Annotated in this window: 12 protein-coding genes; 8 read left to right on the top strand and 4 right to left on the bottom strand. The window is 62.6% G+C overall.

Going from position 1 to position 18,180, the window contains the following annotated elements; translation table 11 throughout:
- Positions 1–210: 210 nt before the first annotated feature.
- From ACP7DD_RS09335 to ACP7DD_RS09320, 4 genes are all read left to right on the top strand, one after another.
- A complete protein-coding gene (locus tag ACP7DD_RS09335; RefSeq protein ID WP_426174485.1) occupies positions 211–2,430 on the top strand; it encodes a TonB-dependent receptor in 2,220 nt (739 codons plus the stop codon).
- 480 nt (positions 2,431–2,910) lie between these two features.
- Positions 2,911–4,737, top strand: coding sequence for a S8 family peptidase (locus ACP7DD_RS09330; protein ID WP_426174484.1), 1,827 nt, complete (start codon positions 2,911–2,913; stop codon positions 4,735–4,737).
- Positions 4,738–4,883: 146 nt separating this feature from the next.
- On the top strand, positions 4,884–5,960 hold the full coding sequence (gene dinB, locus ACP7DD_RS09325; RefSeq protein WP_426174483.1) for a DNA polymerase IV: 1,077 nt from the start codon (positions 4,884–4,886) through the stop codon (positions 5,958–5,960).
- Between the two features lie 88 nt (positions 5,961–6,048).
- Positions 6,049–6,945 carry a recombination-associated protein RdgC gene (locus ACP7DD_RS09320; RefSeq protein WP_426174482.1) on the top strand — a complete coding sequence of 299 codons (897 nt, stop codon included), beginning with the start codon at positions 6,049–6,051 and terminating at the stop codon, positions 6,943–6,945.
- Positions 6,946–7,070: 125 nt separating this feature from the next.
- Here the strand turns inward: ACP7DD_RS09320 and ACP7DD_RS09315 are convergent, their stop codons facing one another.
- Positions 7,071–7,556, bottom strand: coding sequence for an asparaginase domain-containing protein (locus ACP7DD_RS09315; protein ID WP_426174481.1), 486 nt, complete (start codon positions 7,554–7,556; stop codon positions 7,071–7,073).
- Between the two features lie 152 nt (positions 7,557–7,708).
- On the opposite strand from ACP7DD_RS09315, the gene ACP7DD_RS09310 reads away from it, so the two are divergent.
- Positions 7,709–8,488: an L-asparaginase gene (locus tag ACP7DD_RS09310; protein WP_426174480.1), complete on the top strand. Its 780-nt coding sequence runs from the start codon at positions 7,709–7,711 to the stop codon at positions 8,486–8,488.
- Between the two features lie 106 nt (positions 8,489–8,594).
- On the opposite strand, the gene ACP7DD_RS09305 is transcribed toward ACP7DD_RS09310, so the two are convergent.
- The gene (locus ACP7DD_RS09305; RefSeq protein WP_426174479.1) at positions 8,595–9,596 is read right to left on the bottom strand and encodes a D-2-hydroxyacid dehydrogenase family protein; all 1,002 of its coding nucleotides are present in this window, start codon (positions 9,594–9,596) and stop codon (positions 8,595–8,597) included.
- 332 nt (positions 9,597–9,928) lie between these two features.
- Here ACP7DD_RS09305 and ACP7DD_RS09300 point away from each other — a divergent pair, with 332 nt between their 5' ends.
- Positions 9,929–11,785: a phosphoenolpyruvate carboxykinase (GTP) gene (locus ACP7DD_RS09300; protein WP_426174478.1), complete on the top strand. Its 1,857-nt coding sequence runs from the start codon at positions 9,929–9,931 to the stop codon at positions 11,783–11,785.
- A 114-nt stretch (positions 11,786–11,899) separates the two neighbouring features.
- Here the strand turns inward: ACP7DD_RS09300 and uvrA are convergent, their stop codons facing one another.
- Positions 11,900–14,761 (bottom strand): excinuclease ABC subunit UvrA, encoded by a 2,862-nt coding sequence (gene uvrA, locus ACP7DD_RS09295; RefSeq protein WP_426174476.1) that lies wholly within the window; start codon positions 14,759–14,761, stop codon positions 11,900–11,902.
- 421 nt (positions 14,762–15,182) lie between these two features.
- Between uvrA and ssb the strand changes: the two genes are divergently transcribed.
- Together ssb and cynS are read left to right on the top strand one after the other, a co-directional pair.
- Positions 15,183–15,686 carry a single-stranded DNA-binding protein gene (ssb, locus tag ACP7DD_RS09290; RefSeq protein WP_426174475.1) on the top strand — a complete coding sequence of 168 codons (504 nt, stop codon included), beginning with the start codon at positions 15,183–15,185 and terminating at the stop codon, positions 15,684–15,686.
- Positions 15,687–15,953: 267 nt separating this feature from the next.
- Positions 15,954–16,397 (top strand): cyanase, encoded by a 444-nt coding sequence (cynS, locus tag ACP7DD_RS09285; protein WP_426174474.1) that lies wholly within the window; start codon positions 15,954–15,956, stop codon positions 16,395–16,397.
- 222 nt (positions 16,398–16,619) lie between these two features.
- On the opposite strand, the gene ACP7DD_RS09280 is transcribed toward cynS, so the two are convergent.
- On the bottom strand, positions 16,620–18,062 hold the full coding sequence (locus tag ACP7DD_RS09280; RefSeq protein ID WP_426174473.1) for an amidohydrolase family protein: 1,443 nt from the start codon (positions 18,060–18,062) through the stop codon (positions 16,620–16,622).
- Positions 18,063–18,180: the final 118 nt, after the last annotated feature.

Raw genomic sequence — 18,180 nt, 5'->3', positions numbered from 1 at the left:
TTATCATATCCCGCGCCGCCAGGCCAGCAATGGAAAAATAGTGTTGTTTGCGAATCTTTCATCTAGATAAAGTTCTTGCGCCTCACCGGTTGCCTGTCCGAAAATAGCGGCCATCTGAGTCTGGCAATGTAAAGACATCCCAAGGATGCGCGTCAGCGGGCAGGAGACAAGGCAAGGTCACTCATCGCACGTCATTTTCCAGGAAAACTCATGATCAAGATCTCCAAGATGCACCAGCGCGTTTTGCGCGCCCACGGCGCCATGCTGGCCCTGACGGCCATGCTGCCGCTCGGTTCCGCGTTGGCCCAGGCGGTTGCCGCGCCAGAGCTGCAAAGCGTTACCGTCACTGCCCAGCGCCGCAGCGAAAACATCAAGGAAGTCCCGGTCTCGGTCACCCAGATCAAGGGCGAGAAGCTCGACGTGCTGGTGTCCGGCGGCGAAGACATCCGCGTGCTGGCCGGCAAAGTGCCGAGCCTGAACGTGGAATCGTCGAACGGGCGCACCTTCCCGCGCTTCTACATCCGCGGCTACGGCAATACCGATTTCAATACCTTCGCCTCGCAGCCCGTTTCGCTGATCTACGACGACGTCGTGCAGGAAAACCCGATCCTGAAAGGTTTCCCGATTTTCGACCTGGCCGGCGTTGAAGTGCTGCGCGGCCCGCAGGGCACGCTGTTTGGCCGCAACACCCCGGCCGGCGTGGTCAAGTTCGAATCCGAAAAGCCGAACATGCGCAAGATCGAGGGCTACTACAACGGCACTGTCGCTTCGCACAACACCATCAATGTCGACGGCGCCATCAACGTGCCGCTGTCGGACCAGTGGGCGATGCGCTTTTCGACCTTGCGCCAGCACCGCGACAACTACGTCGACAACTACGCCGACCCGGCGTTCACCGTCAAGCGCGGCGAACTGGACGGCTACAACGAGCACGCCGAGCGCCTGCAGCTGCTGTACGCGCCGGACACGAGCTTGTCGGCGCTGTTTAACGTGCACCAGCGCACGACGACCGGCAGCTCGCGCCTGTTCCGTGCCAACCTGATCAAGAAGGGCACGAACGACTTCGCCGACGGCTTCGACGCCGACCGCGTCGTCACCAATGCGCAGAATTACCAGAACCTGAAGACCAGCGGCGCCAGCATGCGCCTGTCGTGGGACCTCGGCGCCGTCAAGCTGTACTCGATCAGCGGCTTCGAGCAGGTCAACCGGTATCTGAGCCGCGGCGACATCGACGGCGGCACGCCGGCCGGTCCCGGCTTCATCCCGTTCCAGGTCGAGACCGCGGGCGGCATCAGCGGCGTCAAGCAGTACACGCAGGAGTTCCGCGCCGAATCGAAGGTTGCCGGCCCGCTCAACTGGCAGGCTGGCCTGTACTACTTCAACGAAGACGCCAACGGTTACACCGACAACTTCAACAGCACCACCGGCGCGCAGACGTCGCACCTGGCCAGCCACCAGGACAACACCGCGTGGGCGGCGTTCGCTTCGCTCAACTACGCCGTCAGCGATGCCTTCACCGTGCGCGGCGGCGTGCGTTACACCAACGACAAGAAGGACTTCAACACCGTGTCGGCGGTCAACGTGGTGCAGATCGGGCCAGGTTCGGTCAGCACCAGCAAGAGCAAGGCCAACTGGGACCTGAGCGCGACCTACAAGGTCAACAAGGACGTCAACGTCTACGCGCGCGCCGCCACCGGTTTCCGCGCGCCGAGTATTGCCGCCGCTTCGGCGTCGGTGCCGATCACGGTGGCCGATGCCGAGACGATCGTGTCGGTCGAAGCCGGCGTCAAGGCCGACCTGTTCGAGCGCCGCGGCCGCGTCGCCTTCAGCATCTACGATTTCAACGTCAAGAACCAGCAGCTGACGGTCGTCGGCGGCAACTCGAACGTCAACCGCCTGATCAATGCGGCAAAGACCAAGGGCCGTGGCGCCGAGCTCGATTTTGAAGCCTACGTCACCAGCGACTTCAAGGTCACCGCCGGCGGCAGCTACAACTTCACCGAGATCAACGATGCGAGCCTGTCGGTCAACAAGTGCGGCAGCTGCACCGTCACCGATCCGCTGAATGCGGCCGGCCGCGTCGTCATCGACGGCAACCCGTTGCCGCAGGCGCCGCGCTGGACCGTCAACGCGACCGCGCGCTACCAGTGGCCGCTGGCCGATGGCCAGCTCTACGTGCTGACCGACTGGTCGTACCGCAGCAAGATCAACTTCTTCCTGTACGAAGCGGTTGAGTTCAGCGGCAAGCCGCTGACCGAAGGCGGCCTGCGCCTCGGTTACATCTGGAACAGTGGCAAGTACGAAGTGGCAGCGTTCGGCCGCAACATCACCGACACGCGCCGCATCACGGGCGCGATCGACTTCAACAACCTGACCGGCTTCATCAATGAGCCGCGCACGGTCGGCGTCCAGTTCAAGGGCAACTTCTAAGTCGCAACGTATCAGCAAAAAGGCCACGAGCGATCGTGGCCTTTTTTTATGCTGGTGTCAGGTCTGACATTCGGACATTTTGCTGGGGTCAGGTCTCTTAAGCAAACACCATAAGAGTGGAGCTTCCTAGAACCAGCAGTAACTAAGGTGTTTGCTTCGGGGCGATCTTCGGCGCCCGCCGCCGATTATTGCGCTGACCCCAGCTCTTAATGTCGATCTTGCATTGTTCAATATCAAATCGATCAGCGTGACATTTGGTGAAAATTCGTTTCCGCCGAACAAGCTACGAATCTTCGTCCCCAGTGTTGCGAAAACTCAAGCTCGTGTGAGATTTCCCAGATGAATTAACTTCTTTTTGTGTAATCTTAATCTCCCGTCGTTACAGGCGGCCCGGTGTGGACACCACCCGGGAAAAAAACGGCAGCCAGGCCATGCGCCCGGAATTGCCAATCAAACAATCGGAAAACAAGAGGAAATCACATGAAGCAGAATCAGACCACGAAGCCATCATTGGTGAGATTGTGTGCAGTTCTCGCGGTCGCCGGCGCCTTGCCGCTGACGGCGATGGCCGGTGTACCTGAGTTTCACGCTGCGGCCCAGGCCGTCCAGCCGATCATGCAGACCGACCGCCTGATCGTGAAGTACAAGGATGCCACCCCGGCCGGCAAGGGCGCAGCCAAGGTGCCGGCCATGGCGCCGGCGCGCAAGGCGCTGGTCGACCGCGCCGGCCAGCAGTTCGGCCTGTCGATGAAGATGCTGCACACCATCGCCACCGGCGCCCATATCGTTCAGCTGAGCAAGAAGATGTCGGCCGACGAAGTCGCCGCGCTCGCCGCCGAACTGGTCGCGCGCGACCCGTCGGTCGAGTACGCCGAGCCCGACCTGATCATGCAGAAAATGTTCACGCCGACCGATCCGCGCTACAACGAGCAGTGGCATTACTTCGAGACGAACGGCGGCCTTCGCCTGCCGGCGGCCTGGGACAAGGCGACCGGCACCGGCGTCAATGTGGCGGTGATCGATACCGGCTACCGTCCGCACGCCGACCTCAGCGGGCAAATCCTGCCGGGCTATGATTTCATCTCCAGCGCCACCATCGCCAACGACGGCAACGGCCGCGACAGCGATGCCAGCGATGCCGGCGACGCCATTGTCGCCGGCGAATGCGGCACCGGGCAGCCGGCCCAGGACCAGTCGTCGAGCTGGCACGGCACCCACGTCGCCGGCACCATCGCCGCGCGCACCAGCAACGGCCTCGGCGTCGCCGGCGTCGCCTTCAACGCCAAGATCGTGCCGGTGCGCGTGCTCGGCAAATGCGGCGGCTACACGTCCGATATTGCCGACGCGATCATCTGGTCGTCCGGCGGCGCCGTCACCGGCGTGCCGGCCAACGCCAACCCGGCGAAGGTGATCAACATGTCGCTCGGCGGCGGCGGCGCTTGCGGCGCCACCACGCAGAGCGCCATCGACAGCGCGCGCTCGCGCGGCACCGTCATCATCGTTGCCGCCGGCAACGAGAACACCAACGCCAGCAATTCGAATCCGGCCAACTGCGCCGGCGTCGTCACCGTCGCTGCGACCAACCGCTCCGGCGGACGCGCCTGGTATTCGAACTACGGCACGGTCGTCGACGTGGCGGCGCCAGGCGGCGACACCAGCGTGGCCGCCAACGGGATCTTGTCGACGCTCAACGCGGGCACGACCGCGCCGGGCGCCGACAACTACGCGTTCTACCAGGGCACGTCGATGGCCACGCCACACGTGGCCGGCGTTGCCGCGCTGATGTTGTCGAAGAACGCCAGCCTGACGCCTGACGAAATCGAGAGCAAGCTCAAGTCCACCGCGCGCGCCTTCCCGGCAACCTGCACCAGCTGCGGCACCGGCATTGTCGACGCCAACGCGGCGGTCGATGCGGCCAGCGCGACAGTGACGCCGGCGCCGGCGATGAACGAAGTCGAGGCGAACAACACCCTCGCCAGCAGCAACAGCGTCGCCACCAGCGGCACCGTTGTCAGCGGCAACATGGGCTCGAGTACCGACACCGACTTCTTCGTCGTCCAGCTGCCAGCCGGCAAAACGCTGACGTCGACCTTGACGATGGGCACCTCCACCGCCGACTACGATTTGTACGTCTACAACAGCAGCGGCACCCAGCTGGCCAAGAGCGAAAACGGCGCCGGCGTGGTGGACGCGGCATCGGTAAGCAACACCGGCACCACGACCAGCGCCCGTTACGTGCGCGTGGTGTACTACAGCGGCGGCACCGGCGCCACCAGCGGCAAATACACGCTGAAGATGGCCTGGTAAGCGAGCGCGCCTGAAGGGGTAAGCCTGAAGGGGTGACGCAAGCGTCGCCCCTTTTTTCGTCTGGCGTCGTGGTTCATCCTGCCCGCTGCTTGCAACAATGCACGTTTCCGGGAATACTGTATGCATTTACAGTATTTCGAACCAGCGTGAACGACTCGTCCCGAAAAATCATCCATTGCGATTGCGACTGCTTCTACGCGGCAGTGGAGATGCGCGACGACCCGACCTTGCGCGATGTGCCGCTGGCCGTCGGCGGCCGGCCCGATCAGCGCGGCGTGGTCGCCACCGCCAACTACGAGGCGCGCCGCTACGGCATCCACTCGGCGATGGCGACGGCGCAGGCGCTCAAGCTGTGTCCGGAGCTGGTGGTGCTGCCGCCGGCGATGGAAAAGTACCGCATCGCATCGCGTCAGATCCTGGCCATCTACGGCCACTACACCGACCTGGTCGAGCCGCTGTCGCTCGACGAAGCCTACCTCGACGTGTCGGACTCGCCGCACTGCAAGGGCAGCGCCACCCTGATCGCGCAGGAAATCCGCCAGCGCATCTTCGACACGGTCGGCATCACCGCCTCGGCCGGCGTGGCGCCCAACAAGTTCGTCGCCAAAATCGCCAGCGACTGGAACAAGCCGGACGGTATGTGGCTGGTGACGCCGGGCCAGGTCGACGCCTTCGTCGCCGCGCTGCCGGTCAAGAAACTGCACGGTGTCGGCAAGGTTACCGCAGCCAAGCTGCACAAGCTGGGCGCGCAGACTTGCGAGGACCTGCGCGGCTGGACCTTGCTCGAGCTGCAGCATCACTTCGGCAGCTTCGGCGCCCGCCTGCACGACCTGTGCCGCGGCATCGACAACCGGCCGGTCTCGAACGCGCGCGAGCGCAAGTCGGTCAGCTGCGAGGAGACCTACACGCCGGACGTGCCTGACCTGCCCGCCTGCCTGGCGCTGCTGCCCGAGCTGTACGACAACCTGCTTGGGCGCATCAAGCGCGCCGGCGCCGAGAAAAATGTCAACAAACTGTTCGTCAAACTGCGCTTCGCCAACTTCACCCAGACCACTGTCGAATGCGTGGGACGGGAACCGAACATGGCGCAGTTCGAGAAGTTGATGGAGACTGGCTTTGCGCGCGGCAGCCAGCCGGTGCGCCTGCTTGGCGCCGGCGTGCGCCTCGGCGAAGCCGAATCGATCGAGCAACTGAGCCTGTTCGGCAACGCCTCGCTGGATTAACCACAGGCGCAAATTTGGGCCGGGGCCGCTGGCCGCGGCGTGTAAAATGTCGTTCCTTCTGTAATGCTGAAACAAACGGATATCAACTATGTGGTTTAAGAATCTTCAGATTTATCGCCTGCCAGCACCGTGGAACTACACCCCTGAGCAACTGGAAACATCCCTCGCGCCACAAAGTTTTGTTCCCGCCACCAGCAACGAACTGCTGCGCCAGGGCTGGGATACGCCGCGCCCGAATGGCGGTCTGGTCCATGTCGTCAACAAGCAGATGCTGATCCTGCTTGGCACCGAAAAGAAACTGCTGCCAGGTTCCGTGATCAACCAGGTCGCGAAAGCCAAGGCCGCCGAGCTGGAAGAAGCGCAAGGCTTCGCACCGGGCAAGAAGGCGATGAAAGAACTGAAGGAGCGCGTGGCCGACGAATTGTTGCCGCGCGCGTTCAGCATCCGCAGCAACGTCTTTACCTGGATCGATCCGGTAAACGGCTGGCTGGTTGTCGATGCGGCGAGCCCGGCCAAGGCTGACGAAGTGATCAAGCTGCTGCTGAAGGCGGTCGACAAGTTGCCGCTAGAAAGCCTGCGCGTGCAGCGTTCGCCGGTCGCGGTGATGACTGCCTGGCTCGAGACCGACGAGGCGCCGGTCGGCTTCACGGTCGACCAGGACACCGAGCTGCGCGCCACGGGCGAAAGCAAGGCGGCGGTCCGTTACGTCAAGCACGCCCTGGAAGTGGACGACATCCGCCGCCACATCGCTGCCGGCAAGCAATGCACGCGCCTGGCGATGACGTGGAACGACAAGATTTCCTTTGTGCTGACCGAGTCGCTCGCCATCAAGGGCATCAAGCCGCTCGACGTCATCAAGGAAAGCGACACCTCGACACGCAACGACGAAGAGCGATTCGACAACGACATGATGCTGATGACGGGCGAGCTGTCGAAGATGATGGCCGACATCGTCGAAGCACTCGGCGGCGAAGCCAAAGCCTGACCCGCAGGGGTCTGACCCGCCTTTGCTCTTAAAGGGTCCGACCCCGAAGTCCCCGGCGCCAACAAAAAACGCGGTGAAAAAGCGGTGAAAAAGCGGGGTCAGACCTAGGTCTGACCCCGCTTTTCTTACAGCGGCTGAAACACGCCTGCGGCGCGGTTCTTTATCACGTTATCCCATGCGAAGACCTGGCCGTTCATCGCCACGTACACGCCGGCCGCCAAGGTCTGCGCAACGCCGGCCGCAAACCCCATATTGAACAACGCATCGGAATTGGCGATCTCGTAGGGAATCATCGCGCCGGTCAGCACGATCGTCTTGCCCAGCGCCGCCGCGCCCAGCACGGCGGCCGTCTCGCGCATCGTGTCGGTGCCGTGGATGATGACGATCGCGCTCTCGCTGGCCGCGCGGCACGAGGCCAGCACGCGCTCGCGATCGGCATCGTGCATGTCGAGCGAATCGAGCAGCGGCAATTGTTCCAGCGCCACGGGAATCGTCATGCGCGTGCGCGCCAACGCCGCGGGCAGATGGCTGTCGGCAAAGCCAAGCGTACCGGTCAGTTCGTCGTAATGTTTGTCGAAGGTGCCGCCGGTGGCGATGATGCGCAAGCTCATGGTGTGTGCAGGTTCGTTAGAGAAGAGTGCGCCATGATAGCGTGCACCACACTCGCCGGGCAAACACGCAAAGGGATTGTATCTGCTTGTGACTGCGCTAGAATCTTCGTCAGCGCTTCAGTACACTTGGCCTTTTTTCGCACGACGACTCGATGAAAACGCTTGCTCCAGGAACCGTCATTTTTCACCGCCACCGCGGCTACGGCGTGATCACGCACGTCAACCTGTTGACCGGCTGGATCAGCGCCCGCTTCGGCAGCGAAGCACGCACGCTCGATTTGAACCTGTCGACCGACGACGTGCAGCACGCCGACGGCGAAGCAATCCTGTTCCGCCGCGCGCCGCCCGACCGCATGCCGCACGCGCGCCTGATGGCGATGGTGCGCGCGCTGCACCAGGCCGGTTACGAGAAGCTGTACCTGTATTCCTGGCCGAAACCGTCCGGGCTGCACTGGCGCTGGCACCTGTTCACCGGCCAGCGCCACTGGATGCAGCGGCCGTGGCGCGAAGGCTGGTACGGCTCCGGCGCCGACTACAACGTCAATCCGGTGATGGGGTGGGGCGATTCGCCCGGCGCCACCACCGACGAGCTGATCACTGCGCTGGCGCGGTTCGATCCGCAAGGCCTGGCGCAAGCGCTGGGCCGCGACGAGGATCACACTGCCTGGTTCGAAGGTGTCTGCACGGCGCTGCTGCCTGGCTACATGTACAGCCTGGATATGGAACGCGCCACCGCCGACGGGCTGCGCGAGATCCCGCCGGTGCCCGTCATCGCCGTGCGCGCAAGCTTGCCGGCGTATTCCGGTCCGCAGCTGAGTTGGCCACCAGGCTGGGCCGGCTTGTGGACGCGCGCCCACGTGCTGCCGGCGCCGCCAGCCAACATCACCGGCGAGCCGGTGCAGCTGACGCGCCGCCTCACCGAAAAGCCGTAGCGCTGCAAGGTATCCGCAGGGGTCTGACCCGTTTCTGCTGTCGGGGTCAGACCCCGGAGTTGCCGGCATCAGCAAATCCGGGGTCTGACCCTGAAGAAAAAACGGGTCAGAGCCGTGCGGATTTGCCCAGCGCCTCAGGATTCAAGATCCCGCTCGGCTTGCCCTCGGCGAAATTGACCACGTTGCGAAACGCCGCCTCGAAATACAATTCATAGCTGTCACGTTCGACATACCCCAGGTGCGGCGTCGCCAGCACCGTCGGCATGCGCAGCAGCGGCGCGTCCGGCGCCAGCGGCTCGCTGGTAAACACGTCCAGCGCCGCCGTGCCGGGACGGCCTTGCTTGAGCGCCGCCTCCAGCGCGCCCTCGGCCACCAGCTCGGCCCGGCTCGTGTTGACGAACAGCGCGCTGCGCTTCATGCGCGCCAGGTCCTGCGCCGTGACGATGCCGCGCGTGGCGTCGGCCAGCCGCAGATGCACGCTCATGACATCGGCGCGCTCGAAGAATTCCTCCTGTGACGCCGCCGCCTGGAAGCCGTCCGCCACCGCCGCTGTCCGGCTCGCCTCGCGGCCCCACACCAGCACGCTCATGCCGAACGCCTGGCCGTAGCCGGCCACCATCCGGCCGATCTTGCCGTAGCCCCAGATGGCCAGTGTGCGGCCGCGCAGCACAATGCCCAGGCCGTTGAGCGCCGGGTTGATCGACGCCGTCTGCCACAGCCCGTCCTTCAGGTTGTTCGCGTACGGCACGATCTTGCGGCTGGCCGCCATGATCAGCGCCCACGTCAGCTCGGCCGGCGCGACCGGCGAGCCGACTCCCTCGGCAATCGCCACGCCGCGCTCGGTGGCGGCGGCGACGTCGATGTGGCCGGCGACCTTGCCGGTCTGCGAGATCAGCTTCAGGTTAGGCAGCTTCGCCAGCAGCGCGCGCGACAGCAACGTGCGCTCGCGGATCAGCACCAGCGCGTCGAATGGCGCCAGCCGGATGGCCAGCTGGCCCAATCCTTTTGTCGAACTGGTCAATACTTTGACCTCATGCGCGTCTAACAGTTTGAAGCAGTCGAGGGTGCGTACCGCGTCCTGATAATCGTCGAGCACAGCTATTTTCATTTTGATTGACACAATGTTAATAAAAGTTCGTAGGTAAATAACACTGAATCCCGAGGCGCCGAGTAGCCTACTACTTTAGTCGGCTATTATTACTACATTTTTGCCGGTCAGACGTCTGCGGCAGCGTTTTGGGGGTGTACAATCGGCCCGATATTTTGGGATTTGGCTGGTAAACGCTGCTGCCAGGTTCCTCTGCAACACCGTCCCGCAACCGCCGCAGCGTTGCCGACGAGACCGCCGTGACGCCGGCCCTGCGCGGAGTAGTTCTCCGCGGGCAGCCTGATGCGAGCGACGGTCGACAACCGAATCTTAATTAGCATTTGGAGGTTTTTATGAATCAGCCCGTCATGGGAGGCGTGTCCGCATTGAACGTCCCAGTTTACATCAAACACCAGAAACTCATCAATTGGGTGGCGGAAATCGCGGCCCTTGCCAAGCCCGACCGCATCTACTGGTGCGACGGCTCGCAGGAAGAGTACGACCGCCTGTGCGGCGAGATGGTTGCCGCCGGCACCATGAAGAAGCTCAATCCTGAAAAACGCCCGAATTCCTACCTGGCCTGCTCGGACCCGACCGACGTCGCCCGCGTCGAAGACCGCACCTACATCTGCTCGGCCACCAAGGAACAAGCCGGCCCGACCAACAACTGGATGGCGCCGGAAGAAATGCGCAGCACGCTGCACGGCCTGTTCGACGGCTGCATGGCCGGGCGGACGATGTACGTCGTGCCGTTCTCGATGGGGCCGCTTGGTTCCCCGATCGCCCACATCGGCGTCGAACTGTCCGATTCGCCTTACGTCGCCGTCAACATGCGCATCATGACGCGCATGGGCCGCGCCGTGTACGACGTGTTGGGCGACAGCGGCGCGTTCGTGCCGGCCGTACACACCGTCGGTGCGCCGCTGCGTGCCGGCCAGGCCGACGTCGCCTGGCCATGCAACGACACCAAATACATCGTCCACTTCCCGGAAACGCGCGAGATCTGGTCGTACGGCTCCGGCTACGGCGGCAACGCGCTGCTCGGCAAGAAGTGCTTCGCGCTGCGCATCGCGTCGAACATGGGCCACCAGGAAGCGCAGCAGGGCGGCACCGGCTGGTTCGCCGAGCACATGCTGATCCTCGGTGTCGAGTCGCCCGAAGGCAAGAAGCACTACGTCGCGGCCGCCTTCCCGTCGGCCTGCGGCAAGACCAATTTCGCGATGATGATCCCGCCGGCCAGCTTCAACGGCTGGAAAGTGACGACCATCGGCGACGACATCGCCTGGATCAAGCCGGGCGCCGACGGCCGCCTGTACGCGATCAACCCGGAAGCGGGCTACTTTGGCGTCGCGCCCGGCACCAACGAGCAGACCAACTACAACTGCATGGCGTCGATGCGCGAGAACACCATCTTCACCAACGTCGCGCTGACCGACGACGGCGACGTCTGGTGGGAAGGGCTGACCAAACAGGCGCCCGCGCACCTGATCGACTGGCAGGGCAATGACTGGACGCCGGCGTCGGGTACCAAGGCGGCGCATCCGAATGCGCGCTTCACCGTGTCGGCGACGCAGAATCCCGTGCTCGATCCGGCCTGGGACGATCCGACCGGCGTACCGATTTCGGCGTTCATTTTTGGCGGCCGCCGTTCGAGCACGGTGCCGCTGGTGACCGAGGCGCGCAACTGGACCGAAGGCGTGTACATGGCCGCGACGATGGGCTCCGAGACCACCGCCGCTGCCGCCGCCAAGGTCGGCGTGGTACGGCGCGACCCGTTCGCGATGTTGCCTTTCATTGGCTACAACATGAGCGACTACTTCCAGCACTGGCTTGACATGGGCAAGAAGCTCGACGCGGCCAACCTGCCGAAGATCTATTGCGTCAACTGGTTCCGCACCGACGACGACGGCAAGTTCGTCTGGCCTGGTTTCGGCGACAACATGCGCGTGCTGAAGTGGATGCTCGACCGCATCGAAGGCAAGGCCGGCGGCGCCGAGAACCTGTTCGGCACCACGCCGGCGTTCGCGGACCTGAACTGGGAAGGCCTCGATTTCACCGAGGCCAAGTTCGACCGCATCACGTCGGTCGACCACGCCGGCTGGAAGGAAGAGGTCAAGCTGCACGACGAGTTGTTCGACAAGCTCGCCTACCACTTGCCGCAAGAGCTGGTCGACACCCGCAAGTCGCTCGAGGCCAAGCTGTCCAGCTAAGGATAGTTAGCCCCAAAACCGTCGCCCCGCCTTCGCGGGGGCGACGGTGTTACATTTTCTGGTGAACTTAAGCCTGCTGATGGACGCAAAAAAGGGGGCTTTCGCCCCCTTCACTTATTTCAGCAACGGTCCCAGGTACTTGCCCGTGACGCTGTTCGGATTGACCGCCACGTCCTCCGGCGTGCCGCTGGCGATGATCTGCCCGCCGCCGGCGCCGCCTTCCGGCCCCAGGTCCACAATCCAGTCCGCCGTCTTGATGACGTCCAGATTGTGCTCGATGATGACGAGCGTGTTGCCCTGGTCGCGCAGCCGGTGGATCACCTTCAGCAGCAAATCGATGTCCTGGAAGTGCAAACCGGTGGTCGGCTCGTCGAGGATGTACAGCGTGCGCCCGGTGTCGCGCTTGGACAGTTCGAGCGACAGCTTGACCCGCTGCGCTTCGCCGCCAGACAGCGTCGTCGCGCTTTGTCCCAGCTTGATGTAGCCAAGGCCGACGTCGAGCAGCGTCTGGAGTTTGCGCGCGATCACCGGCACCGGCTTGAAGAACTCGTGCGCGTCCTCCACCGTCAGGCCCAGCACCTCGGTGATGTTCTTGCCCTTGTACTGCACCTCGAGCGTCTCGCGGTTGTAGCGCTTGCCGTGGCAGACGTCGCACGGCACGTACACGTCCGGCAGGAAGTGCATCTCGACCTTGATGACGCCGTCGCCCTGGCACGCCTCGCAGCGCCCGCCCTTGACGTTGAACGAGAATCGCCCGGCGCTGTAGCCGCGCTCTTTCGCCGTCGGCACCGTCGAAAACAAATCGCGGATCGGCGTGAACAAGCCGGTGTAGGTCGCCGGGTTCGACCGCGGCGTGCGCCCGATCGGCGCCTGGTCGACCGAGATCACCTTGTCGAAGTGTTCCAGACCGCTGATCGAATCGTGCGGCGCAGGCTCGGTCTGCGAACCGTACAGGTGGCGCGACAGCGCCGGATAGAGCGTGTCGTTCACCAGCGACGACTTGCCCGAACCGGACACGCCGGTCACGCACGTCATCAGCCCGACCGGCAGATTCAGCGACACCTTCTTCAGGTTGTTGCCGGTGGCGCCGGTGATCACCAGCTGCTTGTCCGGATTGGCAACGTGGCGCTTCTTCGGCACCGCGATCTTCAAGGTGCCGTTCAGGTACTTCGCGGTCAGCGATTTCTTGTTCTTCAAGATCTGCGCCAGTGTGCCTTCGGCGATCACCTCGCCGCCATGCGCGCCGGCGCCCGGACCCATGTCGACGATGTAGTCGGCGGTGCGGATCGCGTCCTCGTCATGCTCGACGACAAGCACCGTGTTGCCGATGTCGCGCAGGTGCTTGAGCGTCTCGATCAGGCGGTCGTTGTCGCGCTGGTGCAAGCCGATCGACGGCTCGTCGAGCACGTACATCACGCCAGTCAGGCCCGAGCCGATCTGCGACGCCAGCCGGATGCGCTGCGCCTCGCCGCCCGACAAGGTGTCGGCGCTGCGGTCGAGCGACAGGTAATCGAGGCCGACGTTATTGAGAAACTTCAGGCGCGAGATGATCTCCTTGATGACGCGGTCGGCGATGTCTTTCTTCGCGCCTTTCAAGGTGAGTTTTTCGAAGTAGGCCAGGCAGTCGCGCAGCGGCTTGTTAGCCACCTCGTAGATCGCGCGCTGTTGCTTGCCGGCGCCGAGCTTGACGTAGCGCGCTTCCACGCGCAGGCGCGCGCCGTCGCACGACGGGCACTGCTTCTCGTTGATGAACTTCGCCAGCTCCTCCTTCACGGCCATCGAGTCGGTCTCGCGGTAGCGCCGCTGCAGGTTGGTCACCACGCCTTCGAAGGTGTGGTCGCGGATCACGGTGCGGCCACGCTCGTTCACGTACGTGAACGGGATGGTGGTCTTGCCGGAGCCGGTCAGCACCGCCTTCTGCGCCGCTTCCGGCAGCTGCTCGAACGGCATGTCGATGTCGAACTCGTAGAACGCGGCCAGGTTCGACAGCATCTGGAAGTAGAACTGGTTGCGCCTGTCCCAGCCCTTGATGGCGCCCGAAGCGAGCGACAGGTTGGGAAAGGCGACGATGCGCTTCGGGTCGAAGAACTCGATGTGGCCGAGGCCATCGCACTCCGGGCACGCGCCCATCGGGTTATTGAACGAGAACAGGCGCGGCTCGAGCTCCTGCAGCGAGTAGCCGCAGACGTTGCAGGCGAACTTGTTCGAAAAGACGTGCTCCTGCGTGCTGCCTTCCGCGGCCCGGTCCATCTCGAGCGCGACGGCGCGGCCATCGGCCAGGCGCAGCGCCGTCTCGAAGCTTTCGGCCAGGCGCTGCTTGATCTCGGCGTTGACCTTGACGCGGTCGATCACCACGTCGATCGTGTGCTTCTCGGTCTTCTTCAAGGTCGGCATGTCGTCGATCTCGTAGATCTTCGCCGCGTGGGTGCCGCTCTGGATGCGGAAGCGCACGAAGCCCTGCGCCTGCATCGACGCGAACAGGTCGGCGTGCTCGCCCTTGCGGTTGGCCACCACGGGCGCGAGGATCATCAGCTTGGTGCCTTCTTCCATCGCCAGCACGGCGTCGACCATCTGCGACACGGTCTGCGCGGCCAGCGGATGCTCCGCGTGGTCGGGGCAGTAGGGCGTGCCGACGCGCGCGTACAACAGGCGCAGGTAGTCGTGGATTTCGGTGACCGTGCCGACCGTCGAGCGCGGGTTGTGCGACGTCGCCTTCTGCTCGATCGAGATCGCCGGCGACAGGCCCTCGATCAGGTCGACGTCGGGCTTTTCCATCAGCTGCAAAAACTGGCGCGCGTAGGCCGACAGCGATTCGACGTAGCGGCGCTGGCCTTCGGCATACAAGGTATCGAACGCGAGCGATGATTTACCGGAGCCGGACAGGCCGGTGATGACGGTCAGCTTGTTGCGAGGCAGGTCGAGATTGATGTTCTTGAGATTGTGCGTACGGGCGCCGCGGATGCGGATCTGTTCCATGTAGTGTGCTTTCAATGGTAATGCGGGCCGGCGCGTACGAACCAATGTCGGCGGGCCAAAAAAAGGGGGCAACCTGTAACTATAGCCGTGTTTCAATGCTGGCGCTCCCGGCAGCCACGATTGCCGGACGGGCGGCGTGGTGGATTTTGGGATGACCACTGTATATAATACCAGTATTATTGCTGACGGTATATGAAGCTGGCGACGCTCGTATCTGGGACGTGGTTCAGCCGTTCCAATGGCAAAACCGCCAGAAGTTCAAAATAAATTTCCGGCCTCCCAGGCCGGTCAGATAGTGTGAAAATAGCTAAACAAGGCGTTTAACTTCCGCGATAATAGCGGGTGTTCGCAAGGACACCGATATCCCTGGCGCTTAGTCAAGTGCAGAGCCAGGGTCCACAAAAATTCAGAGGAGCAACACATGGCATCTGTAAACAAGGTCATCATCGTCGGCAACCTGGGGCGCGATCCGGAGATCCGCTACATGCCGAGCGGCGACGCGATCGCCAACATTGCTGTCGCCACATCGTACAAGTCGAAAGACAAGAATACCGGCGAGCAGAAAGAGCTGACCGAGTGGCACCGCATTTCGTTCTTCGGCCGCCTGGCTGAGATCGTCGGCCAGTACCTGAAGAAAGGTTCCTCCGTGTACGTCGAGGGCCGCCTGCAGACCCGCAAGTACACTGACAAGGACGGCGTCGAGAAGTACGCAACCGATATCATCGCCGAGAACATGCAGATGCTCGGCGGTCGCCAGGGCATGGGCGGCGACAGCGGCATGGACGATGGCGGCGGCTACGAGAACAGCGCGCCGAGCCGTCCACAGCCTCAGCAGCAGCGCCAGGCGCCGCCGGCGCCGGCGGCCCGTCCGCAGCCGAAACCGGCGCCGAACTTCTCGGACATGGACGACGACATCCCGTTCTGATTCGCAGCGCAACAGATTCAACCGAAACTGCCTGGGACGCTTTGAGTTCCAGGCAGTTTTTCTTTGGCGCTTGGTGGCACGCGACTTGCATGGGTATCTGCATCCATGCGGGTTCACGCAACCGGTGGCGCTCGATCCGGGCGCTTGCCTGCAAATGCCTCGTCCGCCGCACCATCTGCTTGCGGCCGGATGCCATTTCAGGGCGGCAGGTGGCACCGAAGTTGAACCGTATGGTCACAACCATCCAATCGCAACCAAGGAATCGCCATGAGTCGCCTCAACGTCACTGAAAAAATCATTACCGCCAAAGTCACCCGCGGCCTGAAATGGGCCGACGTGGCCGCCAAAGTCGGCCTCAGCAAGGAGTGGGTCACCGCCGCCTGCCTTGGCCAGATGACGCTCGACGCCAGGCAGGCCGGCATCGTTGCCGACTACTTCGGCCTGAGCGAAGAAGACCAGCGCTGGCTGATGGCGGCGCCCTACAAGGGCTCGCTGCCGACGCAGGTGCCGACCGATCCGCTGATCTACCGCTTCTACGAATTGATCAGCGTGTACGGCACCACCTTCAAGGAACTGATCCATGAAGAGTTTGGCGACGGCATCATGAGCGCAATCGACTTCAAGATGGACCTGGCGCGCGAGCCGAACGACGCCGGCGACCGCGTGAATATCCAGATGAGCGGTAAGTTTCTGGCGTACAAGACCTACTGAGATATCGGTAATGTTCGGCGCTCGTTCATCCTGTGGCGCGGGTACTCGATGCCGGCGCCGCAAAGGCCATCGTGAAGAACTGGTAGCTGTTGCGCCCGGTATTCTTGGACACATACATCGCCAGAAGTACGCCACCGACATCTGCGCCGAGAAGCATGCGGATGCTGGGCGGGCGTCAGGGTGTCGGCGGCGACAGCGGCACGGATGACGGAGCTGTCATCTCTATGCCACCTTCTTCATCCAGTCCGGCTCTGCGACATTGTTCTTTGTGTAGAAATTGTCCAGACGGCCGCGATTTCCTCGCCCCCGTCGCAAGCCGAGATATTCGACTGCATTCTGGCCGAAAAACGCATTTGCCAAGGTGGTCTGTCGTGCACCCAAACCGGGCTCGACGAGTTCTATGCGCCGCATGACTTCGATGAAATCTGCGAGGTAACTCGTGACGTTCCTTTCGGTCAAGATCATTGACCAGTCTGAACCGTACATTAACCTTTCCAGCATGATGCGATTATCGGAAGCGTAGAGCTTGTTAAGAATGTCGCGCATCTTGTCGTAGTTCAGCATGGTGCCGGCAAAATAACCGCTGTCGGCAAATGCGTGCCGGCCATTCGATTGCTCGCCAGGCGTCATCAGCTTCAAGAATTTACGGGTCCGTTCGCCATCGTGGTCCTCCGGATCGGAGTCGCCGAAATGTCCAAAATTGACGCGCAGGCCTGGAAACTTCGCCAGCGCGAGCTGCCAGTAGTGACTGCCGGCCAACGCTTCGAATTCCGGATAAGGACCATTCGAATTGTTGGTGTGCGCCATGATCGGCACGTCGTTATCGAGACAGTAAATGAACAGACGCTTCATCGAAGCGTCGAGCTGAACGCCGAAGTCGGGCCGGGAAGCGGCAGACGGCAGCGTTCGCTTACCCTGCCACTCGTTTCTTCCCGAGTTCCCCCAAGCTGCAAAGCCCATCGGAGGGTACAGTTTGACACCGATGAATCCGCGCGACTCGACGGCATGCTTGACCAGCCGCATGGAATCACCCATGCCGGTGGCGTCGATGGTCATCATTTCGCGGAAGGGACAGAATGGCGCGAACCCGTGTACGCGTCCCCCCAACAATATCGAGATTTCACCCATGACGTCGACCTGCTCACGCAACGACGAGGGGGTAGCGTTTCCCTTGGCCAGCCAGTAGTCGTAGTCCACCAAGCTTGGCGTCACCAGGTCGATCTTCCGCGGCGAACCCTTGGAATAGGTGTTCAGGTAGTCGATTGCATTGACATGACGATAATTGAAGTGGTGTAGCACGAAACGAAAAAAACCCTTCATCGTCTTGTCGGTTGCCAGTATTGAAGCAACCGGGGCTTTTTCGAATGACTCGTAGTCTTCCGGCAAACTGTCGATGAAATCGCCGACATCGCTCTGGTCAGGCCTTGCCGAGAGAATTGCAGCGCCGGCCGTTGTTTGCCTGAGCGCAGCCGCCGCATTGCGCAGTGCCCGCCGCCCGATCTTGTAGCCGTCATTGTGTGCGCCTTTGCTGGCGTCGCGCAGCTGCCCGGAATCGGTGCAGCCGCGCTGCAGTCTGGCGTAGTCGGCAATCGCTGCACGCTCCTGGGCCACACTCGGCGCCAGTTGCCACGCGAGCGCTTGCAAGACGCCGCCAATAGCGTTCACTAACAGGGCGTTGAAAAAGGCATGAATACCTTCGGGTTTTATCGATGATCAGTCGAAATTTATCGATCCAAACCCGCATGCCTCCTGAGAACCAAGTTCTAGCCGCTTTTCAGGGCGA

This window comes from Massilia sp. TWR1-2-2, assembly GCF_049897565.1.
Classification (GTDB): Bacteria; Pseudomonadota; Gammaproteobacteria; order Burkholderiales; family Burkholderiaceae_D; genus JAFCUW01.
This window is presented reverse-complemented; position numbering and strand designations above follow the sequence as displayed.